15 protein-coding genes are annotated in these 19,611 nt (G+C 71.5%); 6 read left to right on the top strand and 9 right to left on the bottom strand.

The window, feature by feature from the left end; all coding sequences use genetic code 11:
* Window positions 1–350: 350 nt before the first annotated feature.
* Complete coding sequence (locus tag IPG72_04580) at window positions 351–548, top strand: DNA-binding protein (GenBank protein ID MBK6768296.1); 198 nt, start codon at window positions 351–353, stop codon at window positions 546–548.
* Between the two features lie 35 nt (window positions 549–583).
* On the opposite strand, the gene IPG72_04575 is transcribed toward IPG72_04580, so the two are convergent.
* Window positions 584–1,657, bottom strand: coding sequence for a hypothetical protein (locus IPG72_04575; GenBank protein MBK6768295.1), 1,074 nt, complete (start codon window positions 1,655–1,657; stop codon window positions 584–586).
* Between the two features lie 150 nt (window positions 1,658–1,807).
* Here IPG72_04575 and IPG72_04570 point away from each other — a divergent pair, with 150 nt between their 5' ends.
* The 5 genes from IPG72_04570 to IPG72_04550 all read left to right on the top strand — a co-directional run bounded on the left by IPG72_04570 (window position 1,808) and on the right by IPG72_04550 (window position 5,746).
* Entirely contained in the window at window positions 1,808–2,863 is a 1,056-nt protein-coding gene (locus tag IPG72_04570) for a collagen-like protein (GenBank protein MBK6768294.1), read from the top strand.
* Between the two features lie 31 nt (window positions 2,864–2,894).
* Window positions 2,895–3,476 (top strand): hypothetical protein, encoded by a 582-nt coding sequence (locus tag IPG72_04565; GenBank protein ID MBK6768293.1) that lies wholly within the window; start codon window positions 2,895–2,897, stop codon window positions 3,474–3,476.
* 158 nt (window positions 3,477–3,634) lie between these two features.
* Window positions 3,635–4,198, top strand: coding sequence for a GNAT family N-acetyltransferase (locus IPG72_04560; GenBank protein ID MBK6768292.1), 564 nt, complete (start codon window positions 3,635–3,637; stop codon window positions 4,196–4,198).
* 24 nt (window positions 4,199–4,222) lie between these two features.
* Complete coding sequence (locus IPG72_04555) at window positions 4,223–5,017, top strand: CPBP family intramembrane metalloprotease (GenBank protein MBK6768291.1); 795 nt, start codon at window positions 4,223–4,225, stop codon at window positions 5,015–5,017.
* Between the two features lie 345 nt (window positions 5,018–5,362).
* Window positions 5,363–5,746, top strand: coding sequence for a nucleotidyltransferase domain-containing protein (locus tag IPG72_04550; protein ID MBK6768290.1), 384 nt, complete (start codon window positions 5,363–5,365; stop codon window positions 5,744–5,746).
* 487 nt (window positions 5,747–6,233) lie between these two features.
* Here IPG72_04550 and IPG72_04545 read toward each other — a convergent pair whose 3' ends face one another.
* The 8 genes from IPG72_04545 to IPG72_04510 form a co-directional block, all read right to left on the bottom strand.
* Window positions 6,234–8,846 carry a phenylalanine--tRNA ligase subunit beta gene (locus IPG72_04545; protein MBK6768289.1) on the bottom strand — a complete coding sequence of 871 codons (2,613 nt, stop codon included), beginning with the start codon at window positions 8,844–8,846 and terminating at the stop codon, window positions 6,234–6,236.
* A 12-nt stretch (window positions 8,847–8,858) separates the two neighbouring features.
* The gene (pheS, locus tag IPG72_04540; GenBank protein ID MBK6768288.1) at window positions 8,859–9,929 is read right to left on the bottom strand and encodes a phenylalanine--tRNA ligase subunit alpha; all 1,071 of its coding nucleotides are present in this window, start codon (window positions 9,927–9,929) and stop codon (window positions 8,859–8,861) included.
* 413 nt (window positions 9,930–10,342) lie between these two features.
* Window positions 10,343–12,535 carry a VWA domain-containing protein gene (locus IPG72_04535; GenBank protein ID MBK6768287.1) on the bottom strand — a complete coding sequence of 731 codons (2,193 nt, stop codon included), beginning with the start codon at window positions 12,533–12,535 and terminating at the stop codon, window positions 10,343–10,345.
* Between the two features lie 126 nt (window positions 12,536–12,661).
* Window positions 12,662–14,017 (bottom strand): zf-HC2 domain-containing protein, encoded by a 1,356-nt coding sequence (locus IPG72_04530; protein MBK6768286.1) that lies wholly within the window; start codon window positions 14,015–14,017, stop codon window positions 12,662–12,664.
* A complete protein-coding gene (locus IPG72_04525; GenBank protein MBK6768285.1) occupies window positions 14,007–14,816 on the bottom strand; it encodes an RNA polymerase sigma factor in 810 nt (269 codons plus the stop codon). Before IPG72_04525 ends, IPG72_04530 begins: the two co-directional genes overlap by 11 nt.
* Window positions 14,817–14,946: 130 nt before the next feature.
* Window positions 14,947–17,100, bottom strand: a complete 2,154-nt coding sequence (locus tag IPG72_04520; GenBank protein MBK6768284.1) for a VWA domain-containing protein — start codon at window positions 17,098–17,100, stop codon at window positions 14,947–14,949.
* Between the two features lie 154 nt (window positions 17,101–17,254).
* On the bottom strand, window positions 17,255–18,655 hold the full coding sequence (locus IPG72_04515) for a carboxypeptidase regulatory-like domain-containing protein (protein MBK6768283.1): 1,401 nt from the start codon (window positions 18,653–18,655) through the stop codon (window positions 17,255–17,257).
* Window positions 18,642–19,331 carry a sigma-70 family RNA polymerase sigma factor gene (locus tag IPG72_04510; GenBank protein ID MBK6768282.1) on the bottom strand — a complete coding sequence of 230 codons (690 nt, stop codon included), beginning with the start codon at window positions 19,329–19,331 and terminating at the stop codon, window positions 18,642–18,644. The genes IPG72_04515 and IPG72_04510 overlap by 14 nt, the downstream gene beginning before the upstream one ends.
* Between the last annotated feature and the right edge of the window lie 280 nt (window positions 19,332–19,611).

Raw genomic sequence — 19,611 nt, 5'->3', positions numbered from 1 at the left:
GGCGACGCGCATGCGTCGCCCGGCAGGCCGCCCACATCGCGCCCCGGCCCGCAAGCCACAATGCCATGCGACGACGATGTGTGGGCCGGACGGCGATCGCGGGGCGGGTGGCCTGCGGGCGACGCGTTCGCGTCGCCCCTACGCGGGGGTGGGATGCGCGGGCGGCGGCATGGCATCTGGGGCGGGGTGGCGGTGGGATGCGAGGGGCGACGGGCGTTGGCTATCATGTGCGGCGCCGACCGTAACGCGACAACGGGACAGAACGAGAGGAACCGATGGACGACGATGAGATCACACGGAGGATCTCCGACGCGATCGACGGCGACGACACGGACGCGTTCCCGCCCGGCATGTCGGAGCCTTCGCTGCGTGCCCTCGCCGGCGCCGGCTACACGCGCCTGTCGCAGCTGACGGGAGCGACGGCCAAGGAGCTGCTTGCGTTGCACGGCATGGGGCCGAAAGGGATCCGGATCCTGCGCGAGGCGCTGGCGGCGGCGGGGCTGTCGTTTGCGGGGGCGGACGGACGCGAAGCCTACGGACGGTCGTAGGTGACGAGTCCGCAGATCCGGACTCGCTCCGGCCGTCACTCCATCCACCCCCCCAACGTCGGCGCCGTCACCCGCCACCCCTGACCATCATTCGCCAGCCCGATGGAGCCGCCGGTCGATGGCCCGTCGCGGTAGTCGATGACGGCGCGCGTCAGACCGGCGTCGAGGACGATGAGCGTTGGGTCCGGCAGCGTCGGCAGCTGGTGTCCGCCGGCCATCGTCCGCTCGATCGGCAGCCGGCGCCGCAGCCATTCGTAGCGCGTGCTTGCCAGCGGATAGAGTTGCGCTTCGACGTCGATGACACCGAGCGGGGGATCACGGGCGTAGTCGTCGCCGAGGTAGTGATGGATGGTGAGCGCCTCTTCTTCCGTGAGGTAGAGGGTATGGGACGGGTCGGGCGACGGGGGGCGGAAGTCGGCTAGGTAGACGCGCACGCCGCCGGCTTCGCGGGCCGAATCGACGTTGAACCGGCCGGACACGCCGGAGCTGAGGCGCTCCGTGCATCCGACCTGCACGACGGTCGGCAGAACGATGTAGGCATCCGGCGGCGGCTGCGTGGGCATCGCGTCCGTTCCGGGGTCGATACCGAAGTACTCCGGCTGGAAGCGCGGCGCATCGGGACCGAACTTGAACGCCGCGTACGCCCCGTACACCGCCTGCTCGACCGCATCGAGCGCGGCGATCTCGTCGGTCGTCCGCGGCACGACGTTGTCCCGCCACTGTGCGAGGTACGTGTCCAGCGCGGCCTCGGACTGGCTTTCGAACGTGTAGCGCAGGTGCGGCAGGCGCGCGGGTGTGGCGACCGGCGCTGGCGTGTGCTCGTGGAAGTCGAATCGAGGTTCGATCACCGCTGCCGGCGTCGCATGCGCCATGCGCTCGAAGGCGGCGCACGCGGCGATGTCGGAGGCGCTCGGGGCGCTGGCCGTCGTGAGGTCGGCGCGCATGCGCGCGTACGCGTTCGCGTCCTCGACGGTGGCCACCGCAGTCGACTCGGCAGTCGGCGCGGCGGTCGTACGGCAGCCGGCAGAGGCGACGAGCGCGGCCGCGCCGACGATCCACGCCGCGGCGCGGGGAATCGAGGGTCGGATGGACAGGGCGGTAACGGCCACGTTGGGAACCCCCGACTTACTTTCCGGCGTATGGGACGATAGGATGCGCGAATCGGGTGAGCGGCGACTGATCGCCGACAGAAGGCTCGATGAGTCCAACCTATCGAGCGAACGGTACGGATCCGCGCGACGAAACACCAGGAGGACATCATGACTCGCACGACCCTCGCCATCCCAGCGGCCTTCGCCGCCGGGGCCATCCTCTTCAGCCTCGGCGCCTCGGTCGCCGGCCAGACGAACGTCGTGGACACCACCAAGATCCGCGCCTGCGTGAACACCGCCGGTTCGCCGCGATTCCTGGCGGCCGGCGTCACGACGTGTCGGAGCGGCGAGCGGCTGGTGGAGTGGAACGCGCAGGGATTGGCCGGAGCGGCCGGACCGATCGGCCCGGTTGGCCCCGCCGGATTGAAGGGAGCCAAGGGCGACAAGGGCGACAAGGGCGAGCCGGGACTGGACAGCCAGCGCGCGGGCCAGGGCTTCTTCGACGTCTTCCCCGAGATCGGCCGCGTCGGGTTCCTCGACGTGCCGCCGGGCACGACATCGGCCGACGGTGCGGCGGTGGTCGGCCCCGCGACGGACGGTGCGGTGGTCGGTGCGGTGGTCGACAGCTCCGCGGCGGACAGTGTCGCAGCCGACGTCGTTTCGGCCGTCGTCGACCCGATCGTCGAGCGCAAGGTGTACGGGTTCACAACCGGCCAGGGCCTCTCGGACGCCGACGCGGACAACGACGGGATGCTCGACCGCGTTGCGGCCGGCGACGTGAGTGCGGACGGCTTCGGGCCGGTCGGTATCGACCTGGCGGTGGACGGCTCGCGCCCGTCGCTGGCCGAAGCGGCGGCGAGCCGCCATACGTTCCGCGCGGTGACGCTGTTCGTCGAGGCCGACATGGATGGGGACGGCGTCATCCACGCGGCCGACGCGGCCGGCACTGCGGACGAGGGGCTTGTCCTGTTGCTGGAGAATGCCCGCATCATCCGCCACGGCTTCGCCGGCGGCACGGACTTCCTCGGCGGCCGACGCCACGACGCGGCGATGAGCAGCATCGGCAACATCCGCGCCCGGACGGCGACCGTCGATGCCCAAGGCCCGACCATCCTCCTCGAGCACGTCGAGCTCGACTTCGAGCGCATCACGTGGCTCGCACAGAACGCCGGCACGTCGACGACGCTGGGGCGGTGGGATGTGCGGGAAGGACATGCCGACTGAGGGCGAAACACGCCTGCGTGAGGACAAACCGTTGGACGACACACGGACCGCGTCCTCGGCGAAGCATCGACGATGGGCGCTCGCCCTGGTCGCGCTGCCGCCGGCGATCGGGATCGCCACGGCGCTGCTGGCCCCGGAGCCGCATGGGCACTGGGTGGAGCATCTGAGCTCGGTCGGGTTCAAGTCGACGCAGCTGGCGGCCCTGGCCGTGGCCGCCGTGCTCCTTCGCCGTTCGTGGAACACGCTCCTGCTCCTCGTGCTGGCGATCGTCGCCGTCGGCATCGTGCTGCAGGTGGCCGGCGACTGGAGCGTGGCGCGATCGATCTGGCGCACCACGGGCGATCCCGGAGGTGGCGCCGGCTACGCGTGGGGGCACGAGACGTCCGGGTTGGGCGACCTGATCGTCGTGATCGCCGGGCTCGCATTCCCGGTCGTCCTCGCCGTCACCCGGCGCGCGCGCGTCTGGGTGGCCGTGGTCGTTGCCGTGCTCGCGATCGTCCCGCCGCCCTTTCTCTGGCCGGCGGCGGGACTTCTGGTGGCGATGGTCTACGGGTACGTCGGCGGGGGAGAGCTGAGGCCGGTGAAGAGGGTCGCCCCGGCGATGCGTGGGTAGGTCAATCCACTGTAACGCGGCAGCCTCGTCACCCAGAGCATCGCCCACATGGTGCTGATGGACCTGTCCGAGGAGGTGCAGTACGGCGTCCGCTCCGGCGGCTCGGTACAATCGGCGGATCACCGCATCGCCCGCCCCGACATGCGCCCAGGACCATCATGCGCCCTTTCGACACGGTCACCCTCACCACCGCGCGCCTGTCCCTGCGCCCGCTTGTCCCGTCGGACGCCGAGGCGCTGTTCGCCGTGTACTCCGATCCCCAGGTCATGCGCTACTGGAGCACGCCCCCGTGGCCGACCATCGATGCGGCGCACGAACTCATCACCAAGGACCGGGCTGCGCATGCGGCGGGCACGTACATTCGGCTGGGCATCGCGCTGCAAGGTACCGATGTGGTCTTCGGCACATGCACGCTGTTCGATTTCGTGGTGCAATGCAGGCGGGCCGAGCTCGGGTACGCTATGGCCAGCAAGATGTGGGGACACGGCTACATGCACGAAGCACTCAGCGCGCTTGTGGTATTCGGGTTCGACGAACTGGACCTGAACCGCATCGAAGCCGACATCGATCCGCGCAATGCGGCATCGGCAAGAAGTCTGGAACGGCTGGGGTTCGTGAAGGAAGGACACCTGCGGGAACGCTGGATCGTCGATGGTGAGGTGTCGGACTCCGACCTGTACGGATTGTTGCGGAGCGATTGGCCGGCGACGAACACCCGGTGACGATCGACTCAACTGGAGGCCCCGATGGAATCGCAACACGCCCCGACCGGCAGTCCGACGGCTGCCCCGCTCGCGCTCTTTCGCCGCCACCCCCTGATCACGTTCTTCACGCTCGCCTACGCCATCTCGTGGGCCACGTTCTACCTCCTCGACGGTCCCGTGATCTTCACGATCGGCCCGTTCCTCGCGGCGATCCTCACGGCGCTGATCGCGGATGGAATGGGCGGCCTGCGCGACGTCGCCCGCCGCATCCTGCGCTGGCGCGTCAAGCGGATCTGGATCGCGGCCGCGTTCGTCGTGCCGGTGGCCATGGGACTGGCCGTCGCGGCGCTGACGACGGTCGTCGGCGGCGCGCCGATGCCGGTACTTGAACGGCTCGGACCGTGGTACAGCCCGCTCCTGCTGTTCGCCGTGCTCCTGTTCACGGCCGACACGCTGTTCGAGGAGACCGGCTGGCGCGCCTTCGCCATGCCCCGGTTTCCCGCCGACCGCTCGCCGCTGGCGAACACGCTGGTGCTGGGCGTGCTGCTGGCCGGCTGGCATCTGCCGGTCGCACTGTCGGAACCCGGCGCGCTCGGCCCGTACCTGGTGGCGACGATCGCGTCGGCGGTGGTGACGAACTGGATCTACTTCAACGGACGGGAGAGCGCGTTTCTGGCATGGATGGTCCACACGGCCGCGAACACGGCGGGGCAGTCCTTCATGCCGCTGTTCGGGGGGGAAAGCCGGGTGACGTACTTTTGGGTGCTGGCGGCGGTGAACGTAGGGGTGGCGGCGGCGATCGTTTTGCTGAACGGGCGGGAACTGCGCGCTCGGTAGCCGGTACCCGGTAGCCGGTAGCCGGTAGCAGCATCGACCGGAACGCCTTGGACTTGGTCCGCATGACGGAGTCCAAGGAGGCCTGGGATCACCGTCAACATCTATGAAGCCAAGCCGGCGATGGATGACACCGGGCTGTGGCAGGTCGTCCGCCCGGAGCTGACGCCAGCGGATCAGGCTGAGATACATCGGCTGCTGGGCCTCCAACGCGAGGGACCGCTCGCCGTTTCGGACGACGAGCGACTGCAGTCACGGCGGCGGTGGGTTGCGGCCGGGTGGCATCCGCCGGAGGATGGATGGGTTCAGGCTTGACCCGACTCCCGCCCCTCACTACCGTAACCAACCATGCCTCCAACCCTCACACCCCCACCCCCCGCCGACCTCGCCCGCTACCTGGCCACCGCCCGTGCACGCGAGGCCGAGCGCCAAGCCGCCCTCGAAGCGCACCGTGCGCGGGCATTGGACGTGGCGCGCCAGTCGGCGCTCGTGCTGAAGACGGCCTTTGGCGCGCGCCGCGTGGTGCTGTTCGGCTCACTGGCCCGCGGCGGCAAGGTCAGCTGGCGCAGCGACGTCGACTTGGCGGTCTGGGACGTGCCGGCGGACCGCTACTTCGTGGCCGTCGGCCGATTGCAGGCCATCGATCCGACGGTCGCCGTGGACGTGGTGCGGGTGGAGGATGCCCCGCCGGCCCTTCGCGCGGTGATCGATGCGGAAGGGGTGGAGCTGTGACGGCCTACCCGGCGCTCGCGGCGCGGATCGACCAGGAGCTCGCCGACCGGGTCTGGCGCAAAAGTGCTGATGGCATGCGGGCGACCATCGCGCGACCGACGACCGCCCGAAGGCTGAAGCCTCGGGGCGGTCGTCGGTCGCACGGGGACATGGTCGATCAACACTTTTGCGCCAGACCTTGAGAGACTTAGCATGACTCGCAACACAGCCTCTCCCCATAGAGATGCTCTGAAAATGGCCCTCTGGGTTGCTGTCTTTCAGATCATCGTGGCATTGGCAGCATGGCCCTGCACCAGGATGGGCGATGTAGGCAATCTGTCCTGTGTTTGCGTATATGGACTACTGACACTGCCTTTGGGCCCGATCTATACAGCAATGTCAACCAGAGCATCAGCAGACATCTTGCTGTGGCTATATCCGACGGTTATGGCAGCGAATACGCTGTTGTGGAGCTGCGGTGCTTACTCTTGGAAGCGTAGGCATAATCCTACCCCCTGACCTCCCCCCCCACCGCCTTCCCCAACGCCCGCACGATCTGCTCCCGCACCCGATCCACGCTCGCCCCCTCCAGCGTCTTGTCCATCGACTGGAATCGCAGCCGCAGCGCCAGGCTCTTGCGCCCCTCCCCCACCTGCGGCCCGCGATACACGTCGAACAGCCGCACGCCCACCAGCAACTTGCCGCCGGCGGCGCGCACGGCCGCCTCGACGTCCGCGGCCGGGATCGCCTCGTCCACCACGACGGCCAGGTCGCGCTCGACGGGCGGGTACGGGCTGAAGGCGGCGATCGGTCGGATCGCGCCGGCCAGCGCGTCGATCGCCTCCAGGTCGAGGTCGGCGACGGCGATGCTGCGCTCCGGCAGGTCCCAGCGCCGACGCACCTGCGGGTGCAGCTCGCCGACGTGCCCGAGCGCGCGCGCCGTGCCGTCCGCGTCGACGGCCGACACCACGGCGGTGCGGCCCGGGTGCAGCGAGGCGTGGCGGCCAGGCGCGAAGTGCAGCGTGTCGATCCCGAGCGCCCCGAGGATGGCCTCGACGACGCCCTTGGCATCGTAGAAATCCATGTGCCGCGCCTCGCCGCCCCGCCAGTCGTCGGCCCGCTGCGGGCCGGCGAGGAGCAGCGCCACGTGGCGCGGCTCGTTGGGCAGGGTCGTCGGCGACGGTGACGTCCCGGCGGGCCAGTGGTACGTCGACCCGACCTCGAAGAGCGCGACGCGATCCGTGAAGCGCAGGTTGGCGGCAGCGGCATCGAGCAATCCGGTCAGCATGCTCTGGCGCAGGACGCTCCGCTCGGGGCTGATCGCATTGGCGATGCCGACGTAGCGCGCTTCCACCGGCAGGCCGCCGCCCGTACCGACGTCATCCGCAATCCCCGCGATACCCGCGACGACCGTCTCACCCTCATGCCCCACCGACGTCATCCGGTAGCTCACGATCTCCTGCAGCCCCGCCCCCACGCACGCATCCCGCGTCGCCTCCTCCAGCCACTGCGTGCGGTTCTCGCGCTGCGCGGGCAGCGCGTCGGCCAGCGGGACGCTCGGCAGGCGGTCCAGACCCCAGACGCGGACGATCTCCTCGACGATGTCGGCCGGCAGCTCGATGTCCACGCGGTGCGGCGGGACGACGGCCGCCAGCGTGTCGCCGTCGACAACGGCCGAGAAGCCGAGGCGCGCCAGGATCGCCTCGATGTCCGCGACGGGAATCTCGGCGCCGAGCAGGCGATCGATCTCCGACAGCGGCATGACGACCTCGACGGCGGGTCGCGGGCGCGGGTAGACATCGACGATGCCGGGGGCCACGCGGCCGCCGGCGTGCTCGGCCAGCAGCCGGCTGCCGACGGCGCTGCCGGGGTCGATGAGCGCCGGCGGGACGTCGCGGCTGAAGCGCCAGCTGGACTCGCTCGGCAGCTTCAGGTCGCGGCTGGCGCGGCGGATGGACGGGAAGTGGAATGTCGCGGCCTCCAGCAGGATCGTCCGCGTCGCGTCCGTCACCTCGGTCTCCGCGCCGCCCATCACCCCGGCGATCGCGATCGGGCCGGCGTCATCCGTGATCAGGATCGTGCCGACGTCGAGGGCGCGGTCGATGCCGTCCAGCGTCGTCATCCGCTCGCCGGGCGTGCTGCGCCGGACGGTGATCGTCGGCACGGGGTCGGTTGCGCCCGCGCTCGACGACGCGGCCGCGCCCTGACCCGCCGCAGCCGCCGCTCGCGCCTTCAGCCGGTCGTAGTCGAACGCGTGCAAGGGCTCGCCCCACAGCAGCATCGCGTAGTTCGTCGCGTCCACGACCGCGTTGATCGGCCGCATACCGCTCAGCCGCAGCCGGCGCTGCAGCCACGCCGGGCTCGGCCGCGTCGCGTCGACGCCCGTGATGATCCGCGCGCTGTACCGCGGACACGCCTCGTCGTCGTCGATGACGACGCGGCACCACGCCGCCGCTTCGGCCAACGACGGATCGATCCCATCGTCCCCCAACTGCCACTCCGGCGGCGTGAACGGGCGGTCGAGCAGCGCCGCCACCTCGCGGGCGATGCCGACGACGTTGCTGGCGTGGGCGTAGTTGGCCGTCAGCTCGAGCGTGAGCACGGCGTCGCCGAGGACGTCGGCGATGGGCGCGCCGAGAGGCGCGTCGTCGTCCAGGATCAGGATGCCCTCGTGGTCCTCGGAAAGGCCGATCTCCTTCTCCGAGCAGACCATCGCGTCGCTCATCACACCCCGCACGGGCCGGCCCTTCAGCTTCACCTTCACCCAGCCCTCAGCGTGGCCGTCGTACAGCTCCACGCCCTCGCGCGCGAAAACGACCTTCATGGGCTTGTCGAAGTCACCCGCATCGCGAAACGCCAGCAAGTTCGGCGCGCCCGTCACCACGCGGTGCGGCGCGCCGGCGCCCCAGTCGACGTCCGCCAGCACGAGCCGCTCGGCATCGGGATGCGGCAGGACGCGCAGCACGTTGCCGACGACGAGCCGCTCCCGATCCCACCAGTCGCCGATGCGCTCGACCTTGTCGACCTCGAGGCCGGCGACGGTCAGGCGTTCGGCGACGTGCTCGGGGGTGACGCCGGTGAGGTCGACGTGTTCGGAGAGCCAGGACCAGACGAGTTTCATGGCGTCGCCTCCTTAGCCGAACTGCTCGAGGAACCGCACATCGTTCCCCCAGTAATGCCGTATGTCGTCGATCCCATGCGCCATCATCTGCGCCCGCATCGGCCCCAGCCCGAAGGCGAAGCCGCTGACGCGTGACGGGTCGTACCCGCCGTTCGTGAGCACGTTCGGGTGGACCATCCCGCAGCCCAGAATCTCCAGCCAGCCGGCGTCCTTGCACAGCCGGCAGCCGGCGCCGTCGCACAGGCCGCAGCTCACGTCGACCTCGGCGGAGGGCTCGGTGAACGGGAAGTAGCTCGTGCGGAAGCGCGTCCGGCGGTTCGGGCCGTAGTAGCGGTGCACGAAGCCATCGATCGTGCCGCGCAGGTTGGCCATCGTGATGTGCGGGCCGACGGCCAGGCCTTCGACCTGGGTGAACTGGATCTCGCTGCGCGGCGTGATCTTCTCGTTGCGGTAGACCATGCCGGGCAGGACGATGCGGATGGGGTCGGGCGCATACGCGCCCATCGCGCGGATCTGGCCGGGCGAAGTGTGCGTGCGCAGGAGGACCTGCTCGTTCGTGCCCGTTATGTAGAACGTGTCCTGCATGTCGCGCGCCGGATGGTGGGGCGGGTGGTTGAGGAGCGTGAAGTTCACGTCGTCCAGCTCGACCTCGCGGCTGAGGAAGACCTGGAAGCCCATCTCGGCGAAGATGTCGAGCATCCGGCGCAGGATGATCGTGCTCGGGTGCAGCCGCCCGCGCGGCGGCGGCGTCCCGGGCAGCGTGACGTCGATCGCCTCGGCCGCCAGCGCGGAGGCCATGGCATCCGCCTGTCGCGACGACGACGCCGCCTCGTACGCCGCCTCCAGCGCCCGGCTGGCCGCGTTCACCGCCGCCCCGAACGCCGGCCGCTCGGCGGCGCTCAGCGTTCCGACGACGCGAAGGAGCGACGTGATCCGCCCGCTCCTGCCCAGCCACTCGCCCTTCCACGCAGCCAGCGCTGCATCGTCCGCTGCCCCGGCAAGCGCCGACTCGGCCTCGCTTCGCAGCGCCTCGATCGTCGCGATCGACGCGTTCGGGATCGGTGGGTTCGGCTCGATCTCCATGGCCCGTTCCTCCTTCACTCCGTCACACGACACGACGTCCCCTCGCCGCGCAACGAAAAACGTCCGCCCCGGCAAGGGACGGACGTCTCGTCCGCGGTACCACCCTCGTTGGCCGCTCGCGCAGCCCACTCAGCCCGACGGCGGCGCGTCGCCAACGAAGGCGCACACGTGCCGCGATCGGCGGCCCCGATAACGGTGGGCATCCGGGCAGGACTACGCAGGTCGCCGTCGACCCTTCCCCCTGCCGGCTCGGGAGTGAACTTCCGTCGGTTCCGACCGAGAGGGGCTTGCAGTCACGGCCCCTCATCCCTGGCGGCGTTGCCGGCGTACTCTCTCCGTCATGGCCTGTAATGGGTTCGATTGTGCCGGGATGATAGCGGGAGTCGGGGGTGCGTCAAACGTGCGGGCGCCGCCTACTCCAATCGTCCGCCCCAGTTGCCCACGCTTCGACAACCCAGGCGCCCTCCGATGCTCCCAAAGGCCACGCCAAGCGCCGCCCCGTCCGCCACAACCCGCGCCTCTCCCCGCCCGCCCGCGATCCCGTCCAGCGCCGCCCGATCGACCTCGGCACCGAGACCGGCCGCGAAGACGGTGGCGCCGGCGGCGCGAAGCGCATCGGCCGCGGCGACGGCGGCCTCGGGCGTGTCGGGGGACGAGCGGCCGTCCGTCAACAACACGACGGTGCCGCGCGCGTCCGGGCGGCGATCGGGCGAGGCCAGCACGGCGCCGGCCGACCACAGCCCGGCGCCCATCGCCGTGCCGTTGGCCAGCGGGGCGGAGCGCAGCGCATCGACGACGCCGGGGCCGACGTCGCCCAGCGGCCGCCGGACGACGGCCGTGCGGTCGAACGTCACGAGGGCGATGCGGTCGCGCTGCGCGTCGAGCCGCGCGACGAGCGCCGACAGGGCCTGGACGGCGGCCGCTTGCTTGGTCCCGCCGCCCGGCAGCCGCTCGGCCATGCTCGTCGAGGTGTCGATGACGACGACGACGTCGTTTGGCGGACCGGCGAGGCACGACTCGGCGAGGGCGACGGGGAGGTAGAGGCGGGCGGCGCGCGGGGTCGCGGTGGACGTCGGAAGGGTTGCGGGCGGGACGGGTGTCGACGGCTGGTCGACGACGTGGATCGGGGCGGAGACGGCGGCGGCAATCGGCAAGGTCGTGTCACGCCCGTCCCAGCCGTAGGCGATGACGCCGATTCCGCCGTCGCCCGGTCCCGTCGCTACGAATTCGACTTCGAGGTCGTACGCGTCGGCGAACGCGCCGTCGGCCGCAAAGACGAGCCACTGGGCGCCGCGGCGGTCGACGTCTGGCTGGCCATCGGGCCGGCCGTCGCGCCAGGTGGCTCGAACCTCGAGATGGTCCGGCAGCCTGAGGCGGAGAGTGGCCACGTTGAGTCGAGCGGCCTCGCCGGCCGGCAGCTGCAGCCGATAGCGGGCGCGAGCGACCTGGCCGACGGTAGCGCGCTCGCGGTCCACGGACAGCACGTTCGTCAGCGGCAGTGTCGCCGTCAGGGGCGATACAGCGGCGCCGGATCGGGCATCGAGCACGTCGACCTGTGGCCGCCGGAAATCGAAGCGGCCCCCTCGGTCGCGCTGGTCCGTGAAGATCCCATCCGCTCGCGACAGCACTTCGAGCCCGAAGCCCGGCGTCGTCGCCCGGACACGGAGGGACATCGTCACGCCCTCCTTGGGAACGTTCGTCGGGCACCAGAGAACGGAACGGTCGTCGGTCGGCAACGAGGGCGGGACGATGCCGGCCGGATCGAGATCGAAGGCGTCACCGACCGACGCCATGACGGACAGGGACTTGATCGGGTGGGTGGCCGGATCCAGTTGCAGACGCACGATCAGGTCCATGACCTGCCTCATCTGCGCCATCGCGAAGTGGTACTTGAGCGACGTCGCCATGTTGTGAAGGCACGAGTCCACACAGGCGGGCGATGCGCAAACTGTGACCAGGAGCACGCCCTGCTGCTTCACCTCACCCGATACTTGCATCAGCTCCAGGCAGCCTCTTGGGTTGGCGCCGTCCGTGATCAGGACGAGGACCTCGCGGGTGCCGTCTTTCCCCGACGAATCCGTCCGCCCTTGACGCAGCGCATCCAGCCCGAGCCGCACCGCGCCGGCGATGTCCGAACCGCCGGCTGCAGCGAGCCGACCGATGCAGCCGGCGACCTGCGACGCGCGGTTGGTCAGGGCGCACAGTCGTCGCGGCGGCTCGTTGATCTCGACCACACCGACCTGGGTCAGCGGATGGTCCTTGAGGTCCAACCGGTCGACGAGCTCGCGGGTTTGGCGCTTGATTTCTTCTGACGGATCGCCGGCCATGGAGTTTGACCCATCGAGGACGAGGACGATGTTCAAGGGCAACTCGGTCGAGGCGCACAACGCCAGGACGGTCGCCGTCACGCCAATCTGGCTCCCGACGAGCGCGACCTGCGGCGCAGCGTACGCATGTGGGATCGTGACGCATGAAGATCCGTCCTGCGACGGCGCCAAGGATTGTGCCCGCACGGGCAGTGCGGTGACGGCAGCGGCGCCTGCGATCAAGAGCGCCGTCGCGAGGACGACGGCCGAGGTTGGATGCAGGGATCGATGGGTGTTCATGGGCAGCCTCCCGTGGCGGTGATGGATGGGGCCGGTGCGTCTATTGATCGGCAGCGGCCGGTCGATGATGGGTACCGCAACGGCCGCCCGCGGTTCCTCGGATCGGCACGGCAGTCCGACAGCGCGCTACTGCGCTTGACCTCCCCGCAGCCGGAAGTCGATCCCGTCCGCCGGTCGCTGTCGCGCCACCGGCACCTGATCGACCGCCACGATATCGCCGTCCCCGCCCCACCACGCCAGCGCCGGCGCCATTGCGCGCCAGTCGGCCGCCGCCGCCACGAGCCAGCCGCCCTCGTCCACCGCCAGCCGATAGCGCCCCTCGCCGTCCGCGAGCGTGGCCGCCACGAACGCGCGGTACCCGCCGCGCTCGACGTCCGGCGCGGCGGCCACGACGAGCGCGCCGGGCACGGGCTGCCCGGAGTCGTCGACGACGCGGCCGCTGATCCGTCCTTGCGGCGCGGCCGTCAACCGGAAGTCGAGGCCGATCGCTTCTCCGGCCGCCACGTTCAACGGCGCCGTGTCGAGCGGCGATGCCGCCGCACCGTTCCAAGCGGCGACGTACGCCGCGCCCTCGGCCGCGATGGACCAGGCACCCGGCGCGAGCGTCAGGGCGTACGCCCCGTCCGCACCGCTCGTCGTCTCGACCGCGTCGACGCCGTCGGCAACCGGCCGCGCCACGACGCGGACCTCGGCGCGCGCCAAGCCGTCCGGGCCGGCAACGACACCGGTGACGATGGCGACGAGCGTCCGGGGCGTCGGCACGGGCGCGGCGGCGGTCGGATCGGCGGTCGGATCGGGCGACGGCGGGGACGGTGCGGTGGGCACGATGTCCGGCGTGGCCGCGACGACGGGCGGATCGGCGGGCGAGCCGCGGTCGGGCGGTTGACGGGGTGAGGACGGCGGCGGGGCCGCGTCGCCGCTCGGAAGGGCGGACATCGGCGCGGGCGCTGCAGCCGGACCGCCCGGCGTGGACGCGGTCACGGCGACGGTCGCGCGCCCATCGATCCTCGTGATCGCCGGGTGCGCCGCGGCAGGCGCAGACACCGCCAGCCGGCGTACCGGCGTGGGCGCTCGGAACGCCAGCGTCGGCTCGGCACGGGCCACGGCGGCGGGCGCGGCGGGCGCGGCAGACCGCGGGGCGGTCGTCGGCGACACGGTGCCCGTCCAGCGGGCGGTGGCACCGATGGCCAGGGCGACGGCGGCGGCGATGGCAAGCCAGGCACGGGCGGGCCGCCTCATCGGGACGGGCCTGAAGGGTGCGGCCACGGCGGCGACGTGTTCGTCGGGCGCGCGCCATGCCGGCAGCGGCGCGGAGGCGAACGAGCCGTACGCGGCCGCGGCATCGGCAGCGGATCGCCAATCGGCGGCCGCGCGCGCGCAGTCCGGGCACGTCGCGATGTGGGCATCGACGCGGCGGCGCGCGGCCGCATCGAGCGTGCCGGCGGCCCAATCCATCAAGCGCAGCTTCACGTCAGCGCACATCCGCCACCTCACCTTCGACCGACCCTGGTGCATCCGTTTGGCGCTCACTGAGGTGGTGCTCAAACGGGTGGCGCTCACCGAGTGGGTGCTCACCGAGTTGTCGCTCACCAAGCCGCGCCCGCAGACTGACCTTGCCGCGGCTCATCCGGCTCTTCACCGTGCCGCCCGGCGCGCCGACAACCGCAGCGATCTCGTCGACGCTCAGCCCGTGATAGAAGTAGAGAACGAGCGCCGTCCGCTGATCCTCCGGCAGCGCCGCCACTGCCGCGGCCAGCTCGACGCGCGCCTCGGGCTCGATGCCGTGCGACTCGGCCGCCGCGTGCATGATCGAGCGAGCCCCGGACGCCGCCACCGCTGCCGTTCCGATCATCGTCCCGAACCGTTCCCGCTTCAGCCGCCGCAGCGCGTTGCAGGCCTTGTTGTGCGCGATCGACAGCAGCCACGTCCGGACCGCGCTCGCCCCGCGGAACGTCCCGGCCGCGCGCCACGCCGCCAGCATGACGTCGTGCAACAGGTCCTCGGACAGCGAACGGTCGGCCGTGCGGCTGATCAAGAAGGCCAGCACGGCTGGTCCGTGTCGCTCGTACACCTGCCGGTGGGCATCCGCGTCGCCCTGCGCAACGCGGGCGAGCAAATCGCGGTCGATCCGTTCGCGGGCGAGTCGCTCGCGCTCGACGTCACCGTCCAGCACGCTCGGACGCGCCGCATCCGCGTCGACCGAGCGCTGCCCTGCGGCGCTCGGCCCGTCGATGGGTTCGGCAATGGGTGAGGCAATGGGTGAGGAGAATCGTCCGGACACGACCATGCGGATCCTCGGGTCGCGGCGGTGGTTGGCAATGGGTCTCCGGACAGCGTCCGCCGGTTCCACGAAGTCAGGATACCCGATCGCGACGATCAGACGCGTTCAACGCGTGATCCTCCACCGACCCTCACTGCACCCGCATCGCCACCGGCAGATACAGCCGCGTGTCCGGCCCCGGCCGTTCGGTCGTGCCCGTCGGTTCCGGCGACGGCGTCGACGTCGGCGCGTTCAGCGACGGCGTCGCAACCGGCGACGGCGCCGCGCGAGGCGCCTCGGCGACGAGACGCACGATGCCGCCGCCACGCTCGACCGCCTCGGTCACGGCCACCACCGACAGGTCGCCCGCGGCGATCGCCTCGACCTCGCCGCTCAGCGCGATGCCGCCCAACGGCAGCAGCCGGAACGTCCAGCGGGCGTCGTTCACGTCGGAACCGGCGTCGGGGGCGATGCCGAACGAGTCGGGCACGAGTCGCAGGTGGGGCGGCATGGCAAGGCGTACGGTGACGGCGTCGAAGCGGCGGTCGGCGAGCAATGCGTCGCCGATCGCGGCGAACGTGGCACCGAGATCCGCGATCGACCTGGCCTCGAGGTAGTGCCCCGGCGACGCGGCGCTGCGCATGCAGGCCGTGTCGCAGCCGGTGCCAAGGCAGACGGTGTGCAACGTGATGCCTTCGGCTTTGACGCGCTTCGCCTCCTCGATGACAGGTACGCAGCCCGCGTTGTTGTTGCCATCCGTGACGACGATGAGATCCTCGACGCCCGGCGCCGGCCGCCCCGCCGCCAGCGCCTCGCGACCGACACGCAGCCCGCAGTCGATGCACGTGTTGCCGGCAGCCATGAACCGGCCGACGGCCGACTCGAGCGCCGCCCGGTCGTCCGTCAACCCGACGAGCAGCTTGGCGCCCACCGTGAACGTCACGATCCCGATCTTGAGCGACGGGTCCTCGCCCAGCGGCAGCCGTGCCACCAGACCGCGCACCGCCGTCCGCAGCGCTTCCAGCGGCTCACCGGCCGTCGAGCCCGACGTGTCGGCCACGAGCATCACGTGGCTGCCCTGCGGGTCCACGGGCTCGTCCAGCGCGAAGCGGTAGTCCAGCCGCGCCCGCTCGCCCTGCCCTGGTTGCGGCGGCGAGAGCGTCACGCCGTTCGTGCGCACGGGCGATGAGGCGGCGGGGGTGGTCGTCGGGAGCGCGCCGCCGCTGAGGGCGACAATGTGGGGGATGTCGAACGCGATCGGCGCGACACGGTTGCGCTGATCGACGAGTTCGCCCGTCGCCTCGGCCAGCGCCGGCAATGGGCCGGCGACGTTGGGGCGCAGGCGCAGGGTGACCGTGATGCCTTCCGCCGGCACGCTCCACACCGTCCACGCGGCGGCCCCGTCGGCCCCGATCTCGCCGCCGAAGCTCATGGAGTCAGGCACGAAGGACAGGCCGTTCGTCGGTGCGAAGCGCAGCGAAACGGCCTGTACGTTGCCGTTGAACAATTGCCTGCGGATCGTGTCGAAGACCTGTCGCAACTGACTCGCCTGCCTCACCTCGAAAAAGTGGCGCGGCGACGTGGCCACGGCCCGCGTGCACGCCACGTCGGCGGCCGCCGCCAAGGCGATCGACGAGATGTGAATGCCCTCCGCCTTCAACTGCGCGGCGACCGTCGTCAGCCGCGCGCAACCGTCCGCGTTCGCCCCGTCCGTGAGGAGTATGATCGACTCGTTGAGTTCGACAGCGGGTGAAATGCCCTCGCGCGCCGAACGCAGCTCGTCGTGGGCGGCCGTGAGGCCGCAGTCGATGCAGCTGCCGCCGCCCGACCCGATCCGCGTGATACAGAACGCGAGCACGGAACGGCTCGCGGACAACGCGCACAGCACGTTCGCTTGCGCCTTGTACTCGACGATGCCGAGCTTCATGCGGCCTTCTTCGAGCGGCAGTCGGTCGATGAGGTCACCCAGGGCGCGCTGCAGCTGGGTTCGCGGGTCACCGGTCATCGACGACGACGCATCGACGACGACGATCAGGTGGCGGATCGCCAACTCGCTGCCGGGGCACGTGAACGCGAGGCTGGCCGACAACTGCGTGTACGCGCCGGCAGCCACCACTTCGGGCTCCGCCCACATCCGCGTTTCGGCCGAGCACACGCTCGGCGGCAGCGACGTCGGCACCGCGGTGGGCGTCGCTTGGGCGCTGACCGGAACGGGACCGAAGCATGTCGCGCCGACGAAGGCCGTGATCACGGCGGCCCATGCGGCGGCATGCGCGGCAGGGCGCAAGGTGGGTTGGGTGCTCATGCGCAACTCTCTCTCGTTGTCGTGGGATCTCGTTGTCGTAAGGTGTCACCGCCCGGCGGGCGGTTCGTGCATCGTCGCCGTCGAAGCAGCGCCCGGATGCGGTCGCACGAACGCGATTGCTCGACGTCGCTTGTGCGAAGCCATGGCCCCTGCACTACTGCGGAAGGTGAAGGTCGATGTCCTCGGCGGTGGCCTCAACATCCACCGGCACGCGGTCCGCCTGCAGGATCGATCCATCCCCGCCCCACCACGCCATCGCCCCGCGCCGCCAGTCCGTCGTCGCCGCCACCAGCCAGCCGCCCGGCGTGATCGGCAGCGCGTACGCGCCGGCCTCGTCCGCGTACACCGCCGCCGCCGCCGCGCCGACATCCACCGCCCGGTCGCCCGGCCGCGCCGCGACGACGAGGGCGCCCGGCACGCCGTTGCCGGCCGCGTCGACCACCCGGCCGCGGATGAACGGTCCCGGCACGGGCTCGAGGGCGAAGTCGACGGGTGGATGCGTCCCTCCGTCCGTCACGTCGATTGCCTGCGCCGCCGCCGGCGCCGGTGCGCCGCCATGCCACGTCAGCACGTAGCCGTCCGCCTCGGCCCGCACCAGCCAACGCCCAGGCGCGACGTCGACGCCGTAGCGGCCGTCCGGACCGGTCACGGCACGGCGGACGGCCCCGCCGTCGTACGGCTCGACGACGACACGGGCACCGGCCAGCGGACCGCCGTCCGCGCCGATGACGAGGCCGGCGATCGTCGGCACGACGGCCGTCGGCGTGGCGATCGGCGCGGGTGTCGAAGGCGATGTCGGCGATGCGGGATTCGTTGGCGGCGTCGGCGATGTCGGCGGCGCGGGCTGATCCGTGCCGGGTGCCGCGGTCGGGACGAGCGGTTGGGGTGTCGCGGCATCGGTGGCGGAGGGCGGATAGGGCGCATCCGGTCGTTCGCGATCGACCGGCGTCGCCGGGACGGCGGGGGCGGGGGCAGCCGACGATGCGGCGGTCGCGGGAACGACGGCCACGGCACCCAACACCGGCCGAGGCACCGCGGCGATCGGACCGGGCACACTCCGCGCCGGCGCCGCGCGCATCGGGCGCACGACGGCGGTCGGTTGCCGGGCGACGATGGTCGGGCCGGTCGGCGCGAGCGCGACGACGTCGACGGCGTCCGTACCCGCCCGCTGATCCGCGCCGCGATCCGTCCCCGGAATCGGACCCGCGGCGCGCCACGCAACCGCGCCGATCGCCACGCCGACCGCGGCCATGAGGCCCGCGGCCGCACGCAGACGAAGGGCCGTCGGCACCGTTCGCCGCACCGTTCGCCCGAGATGGGGGAGGATGGCCGGCCGCCCGATCGACGGCGGCGGCAGGCGATAGGCCGGGACTTCGACGCCTTCGGCGCGCATCGCGCTGGCCGTGCGGATAGCGGCCGCCAAGCGGGCGAGGGCGTCGGACTCGGCGCGGCAGGCGGGGCAGACAGCGACGTGGGCGGCGGTGCGGGCGGCAGCGGCCGGATCGAGCCGGCCGGCCAGCCAATCGGCCAGGTGATCCTGATCAGGGGTGCACATCGGCGTCCTCCCCCTCCTCTGCGAGCAGCGCCCGCAAGGCGGTGCGCGCGCGGGACAGTCGGCTCTTGACGGTGCCCAGCGGCGCATCGACGACACGGGCCACGTCCTCGAGCGACAGGCCGTGCCAGTAGACGAGGTCGACGACGACGGCCTGGGCCGCAGGCAGGGCGCCCAGCGCCGCGGCGACGTCGAGCCGCGCCTCCGCGTGGGCATGCGGGTCGGCCGCGGTGGCGACGGCCCGGCCGCGATCGAACAGGCGCTTGGCCAGTGCGGCAGGGGAGCGGGTGGCGCGGCGACGGAGTTCGTTGCAGCCCCGGCTGTGGGCGATCGCCAACAGCCACGTGATCACACGGCTGTCACCCCTGAAGGCGGCCGCGCCGCGCCAGGCGTCGAGGAAGACGTCGTGGAGCAGCTCTTCGGCCACCAGCGGGTCGGCGACGAGGCGCCGGAGGTAGTGCAGCAGCGCAGCGGCGTGGTGATCGTAGAGCTGCGCGTGGGCGCGTGCGTCCCCGGCGGCGATGCGGGCCACGAGGACGGCATCGGCCGCGGGTTCGCCGCCGAGGGCGGTCGACCGTTCGCGCGGGCTTGCCGCTGGTCGGGCGTCGCCTACGCCCATGCCGCCGCACGTTGTGGTGGCGGCGACGAAAGGCGGGCGATGCGGGACGGCGAGCGTCATGATGGCTCCAGGCGACGATACGGGCGACAGTGTTCGATCGGACGCCGGGCGATCCGGGCGGCGGCGACTTCTTGCTGCCGCTGACAGGATACCTTTTGGCGTTCGTTCTGCGCCTATCGAAACGCCGGATGGCAAGAAGGTTCCACCCGATCCGCGCCGTCCTGCGCTGGCGTGTCGCCTGCCCCGTTGCCGGCAGCGGGCGTCGACCGCCCGGCCTACTTCGCCCGACCGCCCCAGAACGCCGACTGCGCGCAGCCAAGTCCGGCGGCGACTCGACCGA

This window comes from Candidatus Avedoeria danica, assembly GCA_016703025.1.
In the GTDB taxonomy this organism is placed as follows: Bacteria; Chloroflexota; Anaerolineae; order Epilineales; family Epilineaceae; genus Avedoeria; species Avedoeria danica.
Note: the sequence above shows the minus strand (reverse complement) of the source record. Positions and strands in the feature narration are given on the sequence as shown.